The 15,264-nt window shown below is 42.2% G+C and carries 13 protein-coding genes; 3 read left to right on the top strand and 10 right to left on the bottom strand.

Going from position 1 to position 15,264, the window contains the following annotated elements:
• Window positions 1-587 precede the first annotated feature (587 nt).
• Window positions 588-1,052 carry a MarR family winged helix-turn-helix transcriptional regulator gene (locus E2K74_RS06715; protein ID WP_151205119.1) on the top strand — a complete coding sequence of 155 codons (465 nt, stop codon included), beginning with the start codon at window positions 588-590 and terminating at the stop codon, window positions 1,050-1,052.
• A 76-nt stretch (window positions 1,053-1,128) separates the two neighbouring features.
• Here the strand turns inward: E2K74_RS06715 and E2K74_RS06710 are convergent, their stop codons facing one another.
• The 5 genes from E2K74_RS06710 to E2K74_RS06690 form a co-directional block, all read right to left on the bottom strand.
• Window positions 1,129-1,791 carry an SOS response-associated peptidase family protein gene (locus E2K74_RS06710; RefSeq protein WP_151206819.1) on the bottom strand — a complete coding sequence of 221 codons (663 nt, stop codon included), beginning with the start codon at window positions 1,789-1,791 and terminating at the stop codon, window positions 1,129-1,131.
• 83 nt (window positions 1,792-1,874) lie between these two features.
• Window positions 1,875-3,320, bottom strand: a complete 1,446-nt coding sequence (locus E2K74_RS06705; protein ID WP_151206818.1) for an aldehyde dehydrogenase family protein — start codon at window positions 3,318-3,320, stop codon at window positions 1,875-1,877.
• Window positions 3,321-3,469: 149 nt separating this feature from the next.
• Window positions 3,470-5,635 carry a malate synthase G gene (locus E2K74_RS06700; RefSeq protein ID WP_151206817.1) on the bottom strand — a complete coding sequence of 722 codons (2,166 nt, stop codon included), beginning with the start codon at window positions 5,633-5,635 and terminating at the stop codon, window positions 3,470-3,472.
• A gap of 368 nt (window positions 5,636-6,003) precedes the next feature.
• Window positions 6,004-7,155, bottom strand: a complete 1,152-nt coding sequence (gene zapE, locus E2K74_RS06695) for a cell division protein ZapE (protein ID WP_151205116.1) — start codon at window positions 7,153-7,155, stop codon at window positions 6,004-6,006.
• 84 nt (window positions 7,156-7,239) lie between these two features.
• Window positions 7,240-8,247, bottom strand: a complete 1,008-nt coding sequence (locus E2K74_RS06690; RefSeq protein ID WP_151206816.1) for an AraC family transcriptional regulator — start codon at window positions 8,245-8,247, stop codon at window positions 7,240-7,242.
• 157 nt (window positions 8,248-8,404) lie between these two features.
• Here E2K74_RS06690 and E2K74_RS06685 point away from each other — a divergent pair, with 157 nt between their 5' ends.
• Window positions 8,405-9,913 carry a flavin-containing monooxygenase gene (locus E2K74_RS06685; protein ID WP_151206815.1) on the top strand — a complete coding sequence of 503 codons (1,509 nt, stop codon included), beginning with the start codon at window positions 8,405-8,407 and terminating at the stop codon, window positions 9,911-9,913.
• 48 nt (window positions 9,914-9,961) lie between these two features.
• Window positions 9,962-10,870 carry a lysine exporter LysO family protein gene (locus E2K74_RS06680; RefSeq protein ID WP_151205113.1) on the top strand — a complete coding sequence of 303 codons (909 nt, stop codon included), beginning with the start codon at window positions 9,962-9,964 and terminating at the stop codon, window positions 10,868-10,870.
• Window positions 10,871-11,028: 158 nt separating this feature from the next.
• Here E2K74_RS06680 and pyrF read toward each other — a convergent pair whose 3' ends face one another.
• From pyrF to cmk, 5 genes are all read right to left on the bottom strand, one after another.
• Complete coding sequence (pyrF, locus tag E2K74_RS06675; protein WP_151206814.1) at window positions 11,029-11,709, bottom strand: orotidine-5'-phosphate decarboxylase; 681 nt, start codon at window positions 11,707-11,709, stop codon at window positions 11,029-11,031.
• A gap of 221 nt (window positions 11,710-11,930) precedes the next feature.
• On the bottom strand, window positions 11,931-12,296 hold the full coding sequence (locus E2K74_RS06670) for a lipopolysaccharide assembly protein LapA domain-containing protein (RefSeq protein ID WP_151206813.1): 366 nt from the start codon (window positions 12,294-12,296) through the stop codon (window positions 11,931-11,933).
• Window positions 12,297-12,312: 16 nt separating this feature from the next.
• Window positions 12,313-12,621, bottom strand: coding sequence for an integration host factor subunit beta (locus E2K74_RS06665; RefSeq protein WP_151205611.1), 309 nt, complete (start codon window positions 12,619-12,621; stop codon window positions 12,313-12,315).
• Between the two features lie 164 nt (window positions 12,622-12,785).
• Window positions 12,786-14,462, bottom strand: coding sequence for a 30S ribosomal protein S1 (rpsA, locus tag E2K74_RS06660; protein WP_151206812.1), 1,677 nt, complete (start codon window positions 14,460-14,462; stop codon window positions 12,786-12,788).
• 109 nt (window positions 14,463-14,571) lie between these two features.
• A complete protein-coding gene (gene cmk / locus E2K74_RS06655; RefSeq protein ID WP_151206811.1) occupies window positions 14,572-15,255 on the bottom strand; it encodes a (d)CMP kinase in 684 nt (227 codons plus the stop codon).
• Window positions 15,256-15,264: the final 9 nt, after the last annotated feature.

Genomic DNA, 15,264 nt, shown 5'->3' with positions numbered 1-15,264 from the left:
TTTAACCGACAAATTTATTTTCTAAATAACTTATTACAAATTCTTTTAAAAGCTTTTATCTATTGAATAAAGTACCAAACTGATCGGGTGTGTTCGATAAAAGATCTTGTTAAGAACGGATTTTTCTATGCTCGTAAAAAAATTATTGACTCATCAGTTCAATCTCTTCAGCAAAGAAAAAATTCCGACGAAGTCATACTTCCATTCCTATTTACATGAATAACATTATTTTTTTTAAAGAATAGAGGCTTTATATACAGGCTAGAATGCTGATTTAATATATTTTTCTTATATCAAAAAGCTTGAAATTTGCACATATTATTGATTAAGATAACGTTTAATTTTTTGGGGGCTAATCCGTGAAAAATCTGATGTCATTTGGTCTGTGATTACACTTTTAATTGATTAAGCATCAGAACCGCCCTGAATTCTTGGGATTAAAGCAATTTATAAATAGTTTGGTTTTTATATTAAGAAGCTCTTAAAAAATGCCAAACAATTAACATTTTCTAAATAAAGGTTGAAACACATATAAACTTTTTCATAAAATGTTAATGCTTTAAAACAATAAATAAAAGGAACACTTTATGACTAAAAAATATGCAAAATTTCTACCTTGTGCCGACGACTTTAACCTGGAAAATTTTCCTTATTACTGGGTCACTCAAGTACATGCGCAATATGTATTAAATGTAGACCACGCGCTGAAAAAATATGGGGTAGATAACTCGCGTCGCCGTATTCTTCTGGCTCTAAAGTCCAAACCCCATGCCAGCGTGTCCGATCTCTCTGAAATGGTGGTATCGAAAATGTCGACCACCACCAAGATCGTTTATCGACTCAAAGATGAAGGTTTAGTAGAAACTTATTCTTGTGAAGATGATGCGCGTATCACACGTGTCGTACTCACAGAAAAAGGGATGCAAATGACTCACAAGATTAACGACCTGACCAATGTGGTACTTGAACAGTCTTTTGATGGGCTTACTCCACTGCAAATTGAAAAGACCATAGAAAGCTTACGTCATATTTTTAAAAATTTGGCTCGTTAAACTGTTGTTCTTTCTTGTCTAGGGGACGAAATCAATAACTATAATAATGCACGATCCGTCATGAGTTGCTAGAATTTCAAGAATCAAAAAAGTTCAGTTGCAAACTGTCTTTCTTGATTCTTTCTTTTGGCACATGTGAGCATTCAAATTCTTCGACTGGAAAGCCTTCTACAAAGCTGCGTATATCAGCATGCTTCAAGCTTAACCATTCCTCCAAACGCTCATGTGGAATCACAATCACGGAGCGTTTAATATTGCCCGGCTCATGAAAGTCTTTCATCATGGGATGGTCGATTGCATCCATGGTAAGCATGGTGGCAGAGCGCACCACTTCATTCTGTATCCGTGCAATTTCATACAGTGCTGCAATAAAGGTCGCTTTGCCATCTTTACGCCTTACTCCCCAACGCTGCGGTTTATGATCAAAGTATTTTGACTCATAAAACTCTGATACTGGAATCACCCCAAATTTGCACTTTGCTGTTGCCTCGGAAAAAGTCGGTTTTTGTAATAAGGTTTCATTTCTTGCATTGTAGGTTTTCAGCCCAATTGTTTTATCTTCTGCCCATTTGGGAATTAAACCAAAATTTACTGAACGCCATTCTAAAGCTTGGCCAGAATTAAATAATAAAGGCACAGCATAATTGGGATACACTTCCTCAACATATTCAAAAGGAATTTCCGGCAATCCCAAATCATGTAATTGTTCTACAGTTAAAGGCTTAAAATTGGCGCACATGGCTCACTGAACGTAATTTCTCTCTTGCTAATTATAAGCCATGTTTTGCCTGAAGACCTGTAGTGATTTTATACAGCTTCGTATCATACATTAGGTAGTGTAACCCACTGGGTACGGGTAAATTCCTCAAAAATCCAGCGTCCATTAAACCGCCCCAAGCCAGAGTTTTTCTCACCACCGAAAGGAGCATTTGGCTGGTCAGCCACCGTTATTCCATTGATATGGCTCATACCAATATCCAACTGTGCCACAAAGTCCAGACCGCGTTCCATATTCGAGGTACATACCGCACTAGACAGGCCAAAACGGGTATCATTCGCCAGTTCTAAAGCATGAGCTTCATTACGGGCTTTCAGGATCGGTAAAATAGGTCCAAAACTTTCCTCCTGTGCCAGTTCTGTTTCAGGTGCGACTTGAGTAAAAACATGTGGATAAACCAGATTCCCCTCAATTCCCCCCTCATAAACCAGCTGGGCGCCCTGTTCTTTGCCTCTTTGAATCAAGTGCTGATGTTTCTTGACTTGACTCTGGTTAATAATCGGCCCAATCAGAGTTTCTGGCAGATTAGGATCCCCGACAGGAATAGTTTTGATCCGCTCAAGCAGTTTTTCTACATATACATCATGAAGCGAAGCATCCACAATGACACGATTGGTGCTCATGCAGATTTGCCCTTGATGAATAAAGCGTCCCATTACGGTTAACTCAACCGCCAGATCCACGTCAGCATCGTCCAGAATCACCAAAGGGGCATTTCCGCCCAATTCAAGCGCTATCCGTTTTATTCTGCTACTGGCTAAAGCCTTGGCACCTACATTTTGTCCGACTTCGGTAGAGCCGGTAAAAGAAATCATTTTGGGCACCGAATGCTCAACAAAATAATCACCAATTTCGCTGCCTGCACCCGCAATAATATTCAGCACTCCTGTAGGAACACCGGCTTCTTCAAATAATTTTCCGAGTAATGTTCCACCTGTCACTGGCGTATCACTTGCCGGTTTGAGCACCACAGTATTACCACAGGCAATTGCTGTTGCGACAGAACGCATAGATAAATGAAATGGAAAATTCCAGGGACTAATTACCCCAATGACCCCCAAAGGCTTGCGCAATACCCAGCTTTTACGTTGCGGATCCTGGCTCTGTAATTCTTCAGTCTGCAACTGATCTGGAAAACTTTGGCTTTCTTTAATAATGCCCAAAGCCGCTTCGACTTCAAGACCCGCTTTTAGACGGGTACTACCGGATTCAACAATCAGCCAGTCAATGATTTCTTCACGGCGTAACTGAATAATCTGGTGCAGTTTATGCAAAACATCCTGACGCAATTGCACTGATTTCAGCGCAGCTTCCTGAAAAGCCTTAATTGCAGCAGTATAGGCAGCATCCACATCTGCCGTACTGGCTGCCTGTAAATTAAAAATAAGATCCTGAGTATAAGGATTAAGGTTTTGAATAATTTGTTGTGAGCGGCCTGGCTGCCATTTTCCTGCAATAAACTGCTGATCCAGAGCTGTATAATGTACCATTCTGTTACCTATTGTTTTTGATCTCTCTACTTACTTTATCAGAACAGTTTGGCTTTGCCAGTTCCTTTCCTTTTGGCTAGGTTAGCGTTCTCCCATTCCGCTCAGGCATAAAAAAAGCCCCCGAAGAGGCTTTTTTAAATTAACAGGGATTAATCACCTGTATAACCTTTAAGTTTCAAACGTGCTGCGTGTAATAGCGGCTCTGTATAACCTGAAGGCTGTTCGCCTCCTTTAAAGATCAAGTCAGAAGCTGCCTGGAACGCAATATTGTTTGCAAAGTCGGCTGACATTGGCGTATACAGTGGATCATTGGCATTTTGCTCATCCACAATTTTTGCCATGCGCTGCATCACATCTTCAACCTGCTCACGCGTTACGATACCGTGACGTAACCAGTTCGCTACGTGCTGGGAAGAAATACGTAAAGTTGCACGGTCTTCCATCAAGCCCACATTATTAATGTCTGGCACTTTAGAACAGCCTACACCCAGATCAACCCAACGAACCACATAACCCAAGATACCCTGACAGTTATTTTCCAGTTCTTTTAGCTTCTCTTCTTCAGACCAGTTAGTGTCAGTCGCAAGAGGTGGAGTTAACAAGTCATCGAGTGGCAATGCTTCAGTTGACAGCAATTCCTGCTGGCGGTCTGCCACATTGATTTGATGATAGTGAATTGCGTGAATTACTGCACCAGTAGGAGACGGAACCCATGCACAGCTTGCACCTGCTTCTGGATGCTCACTCTTGGTTTTGTACATGTCTAGCAGCATGTCCGGTTTTGGCCACATGCCTTTACCAATTTGTGCTTTACCACGTAAACCGGTTTGCAGACCTACCATCACGTTACGATTTTCGTACGCTGGGAACCAGATTTGACCTTTCACTTCACCCTTACGAACGAATGGACCCGCTTCCATAAAGGTATGAATTTCATCACCGGTACGGTCCATGAAACCTGTATTAATGAAGATCGTGCGATCTTTAGCTTGCGCAATACAGTTTTTCAGGTTGACAGATGTACGGCGCTCTTCATCCATAATCCCGATTTTCAGGGTTTTTGCAGGAAGACCGAGTGCCTGTTCAGCGCGCTCAAACAACTCAACCGCAAATGCAACCTCTTCAGGACCGTGCATTTTTGGCTTCACAATGTACATAGAACCTTTGCGTGAGTTCTTGATCGTGTTTTCACCTTTGATATCTGCAAAAGACAGCAATGGCGTAATTAACGCATCCATGATGCCTTCGTAAATTTCAGCACCATCAACCAGGATCGCCGGGTTAGTCATTAGATGACCTACGTTACGAAGTAACATTAATGAACGGCCATGAAGCTTGGTCTCGCCGCCTTCCAGGTTTTTGAACGTACGGTCAGCATTTAATTTACGAGTAATGGTTTTGCCATTTTTCTCGATAGACTCTTCCAGCGTACCTTTCATCAAACCTAACCAGTTACGGTAGCCTTCAACTTTCTCTTCTGCATCTACAGCCGCGATAGAATCTTCTAAATCCTGAATAGTTGTTACCGCAGCTTCAAGAACAATGTCTTTTACGCCGGCTGCATCTGCCTGACCAATCTGGCTATCTGCATCAATCTGGATAATTGCGTGCAGGCCATTATTTTTTAATACGATTTCAGATGGTGACGCTGCTTCGCCATTAAAGCCAACAAATTGTGCTGCATTTGCAAGAGTGGTCGTTGAACCATCTTTTAAACTAACAACCAGCTTGTCGCCCTCAACTGCATATTGGGTAGCCTCTGCATGTGAGCCTTGCGCCAGCGGGAAAGTTTCATTCAGGAAGTTTTTCGCGAATGCAATAACTTTCTCCCCACGTTTAGGGTTATAGCCTTTACCTTTTTCAGCTCCATCTTCTTCAGAGATGACGTCGAAGCCATAGAGTGCATCATATAATGAACCCCAGCGCGCATTGGCTGCGTTCAGGCAGTAACGTGCATTACGTACTGGAACCACCAGCTGCGGGCCTGCCAGTACTGCAATCTCTTCGTCTACGTTCTCAGTGCTGATGCGGAAATCTTCTACTTCTGGTAGCAAGTAGCCAATTTCAGTCAAGAAAGCTTTGTAAGCTTGTAATTCAAATGTGTTATTGCGATGCCATTCATCAATTTTAGCCTGAATCTCATCACGCTTAGCCAAAAGTGCTTTGTTTTTAGGGCTAAGATCAACAACGACTTGTTCAAAGTTTTTCCAGTAGGTTTCACTGTCCAAACCAGAACCTGGTAGTGCTTCATTTTCGATAAAATCGTAAAGTTCTTTAGCAATCGCTAACTTGCCTTTTTGAATACGTGCAGTCATTGTCTTTCCTGATATTGCTACTTTTTATACAAGAGATTCTAGTATACCGATTAAAATCTAGCTGAATAGTATTATCACATTGCTAAATACCGAGCATTTTTCCAATATGAATACCCTCATCATATTCATATAAGATCGTATTTAATTCGTGGATCTATCATTCTGCTAAATACCCTAATGACAGTGTATAAAGTTTTTGAAATGGAGACATTAGACTTAAGTTCAGATTTTTGAATAAAAGTTGTCCGTTCTTTTTATACAAGGTCATATTTAGATCAAGATTAAGCCATGTTTAATCGCGGTTGTCGACTCTTTCAGATTTTATGCTGATAAAAAAAGTGCCGGTTGAAGACCAGCACTTTTGACTTTTATTCAGGCTCACTTGAGGCAATTTTTTCAATCTGGCGATGCTCTGAGCACAGATATTCATCCGACTGCATCTCTAGTAGACGTGAACGGGTCCGTTCAATTTCAAAGGCCAGCTTCTCACCTTGGTAAATATCAATGATATTATCCTCCGAGGTGAGCAGCAATTTGACTCCACGGTCATAAAATTCATCGACCAGATAAATAAAACGGCGGGTTCCGTCGTTCAGGAAATCGGTTAAATGCGGCACATTACTGACCAGCACAGTATTATAAATATTGGAGATTTCAATAAAGTCAGCAGGACTGCGCGGTTTTAGACACAACTCTGAAAATTCACACCATAATACGTCTTCAGTATGTGCCACTGTTTCTACGATACGATTATTGATAATAATCGGTTCCTGAGATTGAACCTGGGTCTGGGTCAAGGCCTTAAAGCGTTGAGCCATCCAGTTTTTATTTTCATGCGTTAATGGATATTTAAACAGCTGTGCCTGCTTTAGCACACGCAGACGGTAATCCACGCCTGCATCGACATTTAGAATCACACAATTTTTCTTGACCAATTCAATCGTAGGCAAAAAGCGATCACGGTGAATACCGTTTTTATATAGACCATCCGGTGCAATATTGGAAGTTGCCACCAAGGTAATCCCACGCTCAAAGAGTTTCTGAAACAAATCGCTCAGAATCATGGCATCCGTAACGTTGGATACAAAAAACTCATCAAAACAGATAATGACCGCTTCTTTATAAATTTGATCGGCCACGGAATCTAATGGATTACGCTGGCCCGATAATTTGTTTAATTCACGATGTACATATTGCATGAAATGATGAAAGTGCATGCGGGTTTTGCGGCGAAATGGAATCGACTCATAAAACTGATCCATCAACCAGGTTTTTCCACGTCCGACACCGCCCCACATATATACCCCTTTGGGCGCAGTTTGGCGACGAAAACGGCGGAAGGCTTTTTTAGACGCCTTAAAACGCTGTATCAATTCCAGCCAGACACGGTTCAATTCATGTACTGCCATGGCCTGTGCATCATCCGGCATAAACTGCCCTGAAGATAAAGCCTGCGCATAACGTTCTGCAGGAGAAATCGGATTAAAAGCGGTACTGTGCTGAGAATTAAAATCGGACATAAAATTTCGTACTATTTAGGATCAATTTAATTATAGCGAAGTTCAATGATCACGCTATAACACTTTGGCATAAACAAACTTAGGCTATTTTACATATTGTCGCGGACTTTGCCCAAACCAGCGCTTAAACGCATGATTAAAAGCCGCCGGCTCAGAATAGCCCAAGAGCTCTGCAATCATTTCAATGGAATACTGTTTATACTCAATCAACCGCAAAGCTTTGTCTTTAATAATCTCTTCTCGAATCTGCTTATAACTGGTCCCCACTTGCTGTAACTGATGGCGCAAGGTGCGCTCCGGAATACTCAGGGCTTGTGCAGTTTCTGCCATTGTCGGCATCATCCCGTTTTGCAACTCCAGATAATCTTGTACCCGCTGTACCACAGTCGGTGTATTTTCATCTTCATGCAAACGCTGCACTTCGGCCAGACATTTAGCTTCATAGAGTGCAAAAGTCACTGCATCCTCTGAAGGAATCCTGATATCCAATACCGCTTCATCAAACCAGAATGCAGCACTTGTACTCGAATACTGAAGCTGCGGACCATAATAGTCACGGTACATTTTCTGGATATCAGGATCTTCCGGCTGGGCAAATGGCAGCTCGACCTTTAGATCAGGCCTGGCCAATCCCATCATTCTGTAAATATCCTGAATAAACTTATAAGTTCCTGAAATTTCACATTGGGCACGAAGTTGACCCAGGGGGGTCAGTAAATCTTCAGGCTGATAACACAACGCCACCGCATGCGCTGAACGCTTCAGGCTTAAATGTCCTGTCAGATGTGTCAAACCCTGATATTCAATGCCTTTTTTAAGCACCGTAGCGATATTATCACTGGTCACCAGCAACATCAGCAAAGGTCCATAGCCAGCAAGTGCATAATGTTGTCCAATTTCCAGGCCTGCCTCTGCTGCAACAGATTCACCAATCACCCTGAACACATCTTTTTCAAGCTCAGGATGAATCACAGCTGCAGGATCAAGAGCATCTGCATGTATACCAATACCCTGCAAACGCTCATCCACATCTACGCCTGCCTTGCGCATTCCCTGAATTATATACAGTAAACCCAGAATTGATCTTTTCATAAGTTTTTCAAATTCAGAACGTCTTTTATTTTTTACTATATTAAGGCACAGTTGCAAATTGCCGAATATATCAATATTAATGTCATCGGCATCATGTTATCGCGCTAGAAACTCTATTATGCTGGGTTAAAAATATGTATATCAGGAATATAAAAATATGCGAGATGCATCATCTACACAGAATATTCAAAAAACCACAATAGCAATTATAGGGGCTGGATTTGGTGGCCTTGGCATGGCCATACGCCTGCTCCAGTCAGGAATCAGAGACTTTATCATTCTTGAAAAAGCAGATGATGTCGGTGGAACATGGCGTGAAAACCAGTATCCCGGTGCAGCATGTGATGTACAGTCGCATCTGTATTCCCTGTCCTTTGCCCCGAAGACCGATTGGAGCAAACGTTATGCCGAAGCTCCTGAAATTTTTGCCTATATTCAGGATCTGGCTCAAAACTATAACCTGAACAACTACTGTCAGTTTAACAGTGAGGTAAAATCGGCAAGCTATCAGGAAAATGACTGCGAATGGCATCTAGAACTAAACAATAATCGTAAAGTGATTGCTCAGTTCATGGTCTTGGCTTCGGGTCCCTTGCATGTACCTCAAATTCCTCATATCAAAGGCATTGAAAAATTTAAGGGTAAAGTATTCCACTCCTCCCACTGGGATCACGAATACAATCTGACTGACAAAAATGTAGCCTCAATTGGCACCGGTGGCAGTGCCATTCAGTACATTCCAAAAATTGCAGTTGAAGTCAAAAACCTGTATGTATTCCAGCGTACCGCAGCCTGGGTAATTCCACGTGATGAGCGGGTCTATCAGGCTCTGGATAAAAAGCTGTTCAGCCGCTTTGACTGGTTCCGAAAAATTCACCGTGCGCGGCTTTACTGGTCGAATGAATCGCGGGTTGTACCTATTGTTCAACCACAGATCATGAAATATGGACAGAAACTGGCTGAAGCGTTTATCCGTTATCAGGTCAAGAATAAGGCCACTGCAAAAAAACTGACCCCTGACTATATTATGGGATGTAAGCGCATCCTGATTTCCAACACCTACTTCCCGACCTTCAACCGTCCAAATGTTGAACTGATTACTGAAGGCATTCAGGAGGTTAGGGAAAATAGTATTATTACCCAAGATGGGAAAGAACGTCCCATCGACTGCCTGATTTATGGGACTGGCTTTATTACCGATCCAAGAATCTATCTAAACTCCTTTGCATGTTATGGTCAAAATGGTCTTGAACTGAAAGATGCCTGGAAAACGGGAGCGGAAAGTTATTACGGCATCTGCACCAAAGGTTTCCCGAACCTGTTCCAATTGCTGGGTCCCAATACCATACTTGCGCACAACTCGGTTATTTTTATGATCGAATCCCAGATAAATTATATTCTACAGCTGATTCAGCTGGTAAAACGGACACAATGTGAAGCCATTGTGGTAAAAGACGACATTCAGGAACAGTTTAACCACGATATTCAGGAACAGCTAAAAGGTACAGTATGGCAATCGGGCTGCGTCAGCTGGTATCAGCAGGATGGTGGTAAAAACTTTGCCCTCTGGCCAACCTATACCTGGAAATACTGGTTACAGACCCGCAAACCAAATCCGGCAGCTTACAGATTGCTGAATAAATCTTCAGGAAACCGTGCAGCTTAAACATGATTTGGTCATAATAGGCAGGTATTCCATTACCTGCCTATTTGTATGCAATCTTTGTGGCTTATTTTTCAGTTACTGTTTTGTCTGTTTTTCGGCTTTGTTCTGGCAAAAAGAATTCCGGAGTGGCTGGAAAAATTCGCTTTTAAAATATTGCCTTATTTTACCTATATTCTATTGATTGCGATTGCAATTGAGTTTTCTCAGACGCTGCACAGCATTACCAGCCCATCGCTAATTCTCTCTAGTTCCCTCAGTATTGCGCTTGCAACTTCTTTAGGCGCTTTTATCTGCTGCTATGCGCTCTATAAAGCTATAGGTGTTACGCCCTTGCAGGGAAAGGTGTCTGCTGAATTATTGCTAAGCTCCCTGATCAATATCAGCTATGCCTTCATTGCACTTGGTTTGGGTTATGCAATTGCTGAATTTTCCAGCCACCATGATTACAGCTTGCATATCAGTACCTGGCATTTATTACTGGTCTATATGCTGCTAATCGGGCTTGACTTAGCCTATTCTCCCCTGGATAAATCCTGGCTGAACTGGCGCATCATGCTGGTTCCTGTGGGCTGTATTGTAGGCTCATTATTGGGGGTGGTCTTATATTCGTTCTGGAACTCGCACATCGCCTTAAAAGACCTGATCATGCTCTCACAAGGATATGGTTTCTATTCAATGTCCGGTGTGGTCGTAACCGAACTCAAAAATGCAGAGCTTGGCAGTATCGCACTGATGAATGACCTGTTCCGGGAGATTTTTGCCATTCTGTTTATGTACATGATCGGATGGCGCTATCCACGTTCTGCAATTTCATCTGCCGGCGCAACCGCGATGGATGTCACTTTACCTATGGTGAAACAGGCATGTGGCAATGACTTTATTCCTCATGCGATGGTTAGCGGTTTTGTGTTATCGGTATTGGCACCGATTTTAGTCAGTGTATTGGCGGCAATCTAAACTGGGTTTTAAACTCTGACTCATCACCATTTGCGAAAATCTCTCGCTCTTTTAAAGAAAAACTAGAAAATTGCAAACCTAATCATTATTTCTTAGTGTCTATTTTCTTTATCCATAAAAAAGCCTTTCAGTTGAAAGGCTTTTTTATGCTGCAAGACTTACAAAGTCAGCAAAATATCTTTTAACATCTGACGAGGATTTTCCGATTTCGTAATCGGACGGCCAATCACTAAATGCGTAGCACCATCTAGCATCGCCTGCTTTGGTGTCAAAATACGCTTTTGGTCATCAGCACTTGAGCCTTCTGGACGAATACCCGGGGTGACCAACGCAAACTCTGCACCTAAATTTTCACGCAGCATTTTTGCTTCTTGAGCTGAACATACCACCCCATCCAGACCGCTCTCTTTAGTTAATTTTGCAAGACGCTTAACCTGCTCAAAAGGCTCAATATCCAGCCCCAAATCCGCCAGATCTTCACGCCCCATTGAGGTTAATACTGTTACTGCAATCAGCTGGGTATTATAGTTCCCGGCTTTTAAACGCTCGACACAGGTTTCCATCATTTTACGTCCACCCGAAGCGTGAACATTCACCATCCATACACCCATATCCGCAGCAGCACATACCGCTTGTGCAGTTGTGTTTGGAATATCGTGAAATTTTAAATCTAAAAATACTTCAAAACCTTCACCATGTAAGGCTTTAACAATAGAGGAGCCCTCATGGGTAAATAGTTCTTTACCGACTTTTACACGGCATAATTGAGGGTCTAATTGTCCGGCAATAGTCATTGCGTCATAATGACTTTTCGCATCTAAGGCAACAATAATACTCATGAGGAGACCCTTCAAACTGACAAAATTAAGGCATTATACGGATTAAGCCAAAAACGACCAAGAATATTTTTAAAATCAATTTAAAATTCAAACCAAGCTTTTTATTTTTATAGTCTTTAATAGTGTAAAGCCTAATAAAAAACGCCTTTGAGCTGAGCTTAAAGGCGCTGAAATTAATATATTTGCATATTCAGTCAAGACCTCTGACTGCATACACTAATTTAAAGGGGTGTAGATGGTCGATCATTAGGGTTAATATCTAATACTGTTTTTTCATGGCGGCTCTGGGCAGCAGCCTCAGCAGCCATCATTTTCGCAGTATTTAACTGTTCTTTACGCAGATGATCAATATCTTTATGGAGTCGTTTAATTTCCCAACTGGTTTGAAATACACGGAATACTTGCACGCCCAATAATAAGCCAACAACGACCCCTAAAGATAAAGTAAGTAACAGTAATAGCCCCAGACGCATGGCTGGAACCTGAGTGAAAAGCAGGTCTACTGATAACTCGGTGCCATTTTGTAAAACAAGAGCCAATGAATAACCAAAAAGTACCAGTAAAAGAACAACCAGAATGTAACGCATAGCTACCCCGTAAATATTATGGCTTCATTGCCGATTCGTTTACTGCGTCACGTAAGGCTTTACCAGGCTTGAAATGTGGAACAGCTTTTGCTGCCACTTCTACTGACTTACCTGTTTTTGGGTTACGACCCACACGAGGCTCACGATGATGCAGTGCGAAGCTACCAAATCCGCGGATTTCAATACGGTTGTCGGCTGATAAAGCCTCAATCATTTGATCAATCATGATTTTAACCGCTTCTTCCACCAATGGCTCAGCCAAATGTGGATTTTTTAATGCAATACGCTCTATTAAGTCAGACTTATTAAGTGCTTCAGTAGTCATCTGCGACCTCTTTAATTATCAAGCTACTTGGGATCTATTCCCAGATAATAACCTGTTTAAATACAAAACGGTAGCGCAATAATTAAATACTACGCTACCGTTTACAGTATTTGTATAGAAAGTATCAGTTAACTTACATTAACAATACATTCCATCATCTACTATTAATTGTTCATTTGCGCCTTGATCAAGTCACCAATAGTCTTAGGACCATTGTCTTGAGCTACAGCAGTAGTTTTCAGGTTAGCAACTGCTTCTTTCTCTTCAGCTTCATCTTTCGCTTTGATAGACAAGTTGATAGAGCGAGATTTACGATCTACGTTGATAATCTTAGCTTCAACTTCTTGACCAACTTCTAAGAATTTAGTCGCATCTTCAACACGGTCGCGATTGATTTCAGATGCTTTAAGAGTTGCTTCAACTTCGTCAGCTAACTTAACAGTAGCGCCTTTAGCGTCAACTGCAGTTACAGTACCTTTCACCAGCGCACCGCGTTCGTTAGCCGCCAAGAAATCGTTGAATGGATCGCTGTTCAACTGCTTGATACCAAGGCTGATACGGTTGCCTTCAGCATCTACAGACAGGATAACCGCTTCAACAGTGTCACCTTTCTTGTAGCGACGGATAGCTTCTTCGCCTTGCTCGTTCCAAGAGATGTCAGACAAGTGAACTAGGCCATCGATACCGCCTGGTAAACCGATGAAGATACCGAAGTCAGTGATTGACTTGATCGTACCTGAAACTTTTTCACCTTTATCGTGGTTCTTAGCAAACTCTTCCCATGGGTTAGCACGAGTTTGTTTAATACCAAGAGAGATACGACGACGCTCTTCATCAACTTCAAGAACCATCACATCAACTTCGTCACCGATCTGAACAACTTTAGATGGGTGGATGTTTTTGTTTGTGTGGTCCATTTCTGAAACGTGTACTAAGCCTTCAACGCCTTCAGCGATTTCAGCGAAGCAACCATAGTCAGTTAAGTTAGTTACACGAGCTTTAACGATAGAACCTTTAGGGTAACGGCTCATGATCGCTAACCATGGATCTTCGCCTAATTGCTTAAGGCCTAAAGATACGCGGTTACGCTCACGGTCAAACTTAAGTACTTTAACAGTAACTTCTTGACCTACTTCAACAACTTCTGATGGGTGCTTGATACGTTTCCAAGCCATGTCAGTGATGTGAAGAAGACCGTCAATACCGCCAAGGTCAACGAACGCACCATAGTCAGTAAGGTTCTTGATTGTACCAGTAACTGTTTGACCTTCTTCAAGCTGAGCAAGAAGCGCTTCACGGTCAGCTGAAGATTCAGCTTCCATAACCGCACGACGTGAAACAACAACGTTGTTACGTTTAGCATCAAGCTTGATAACCTTGAACTCTAACTCTTTACCTTCAAGGTGAGTCGTGTCACGGATAGGACGAGTGTCTACAAGTGAACCTGGTAAGAACGCACGTACTGGACCGATGTCAACAGTGAAACCACCTTTAACTTTACCAGAGATAACACCAGTAACGATTTCGCCGTCTTCAAAGATTTTTTCAAGTTTAGTCCAAGTTTCAGCGCGTTTAGCTTTTTCGCGTGAAAGAACTGTTTGACCCATACCGTTGTCAAGTGCTTCAACAACTACGTCAACTGTGTCGCCTACTTGAACTTCAAGTTCGCGTTGTTCATTTAAGAACTCCGCACGGTCAACAACACCTTCAGATTTAAGACCAGTGTCAACAGTTACCCAGTCAGAGTCGATGCTTACTACAACGCCCTGGATGACAGCGCCCTTTTCAACGTTGAGGTTTAATTCACTTTCTTCAAAGAGGGCTGCAAAAGATTCGGTCATGATATTTCCGATAAAGTCAGCGGTCTTGGATCAGACAAGGCCGGTTTAATTAAGCATCTACATAGTCCTTATAAAACTGATCAAGCTATGCATTTGCTGAAAAAATAGGTTATTTGGCTAAGCGCTGATTGACATAAGTTGTCATCAACCGGAATACTTCATCGATATTCAGATCAGAACTATCGATAATGTACGCATCATCAGCAGGCTTGAGCGGAGCAACTGTACGCTCCATATCTCGTTTATCCCGCGCCTGAATATTAGCTAAAATGTCGTTTATTTTAACATCCAGCCCCATTCCCTGCAACTGCTTTAGGCGCCTTTGCGCACGTGATTCGGCCGATGCCGTCAAATAAATTTTGGCTTGTGCCTGAGGAAAAATCGCAGTCGCCATATCTCGACCATCGGCCACCAGGCCGGGCGCCTGTGCAAAAGCATGTTGACGCGCCACCAACGCTGCTCTAAGTTCAGGAATTGCGGCTACTTTTGAGGCAAACTCCCCCACCCGTTCAGTACGGATCGTTTGAGAAACATCTTCGCCCTCTAAAAGCACCTGAGTCCCGGCAATACTGCTGACAAACTGTATATCTAAATTTGTTGCAGATTGTATGCACTCTGCGAGCCGCTTATCCATTTCCTCCAGCAAGCCATGTTGATGCAATGACAGCCCTAAAAGACGATATAAGGCACCTGAATCCAATAGATGAAACTGATAATGGTCTGCCAGTTTCGCAGCCAAGGTGCCTTTACCAGATCCACTTGGACCATCAATAGTAATAATTTGAACTGTCATTACGCTTCC

It is taken from the genome of Acinetobacter sp. RF15B (genome assembly GCF_007558235.1).
Classification (GTDB): Bacteria; Pseudomonadota; Gammaproteobacteria; order Pseudomonadales; family Moraxellaceae; genus Acinetobacter; species Acinetobacter lwoffii_C.
The sequence above is the reverse complement of the archived record's forward strand: the minus strand, read 5'-3'. Positions and strand labels throughout refer to the sequence as shown.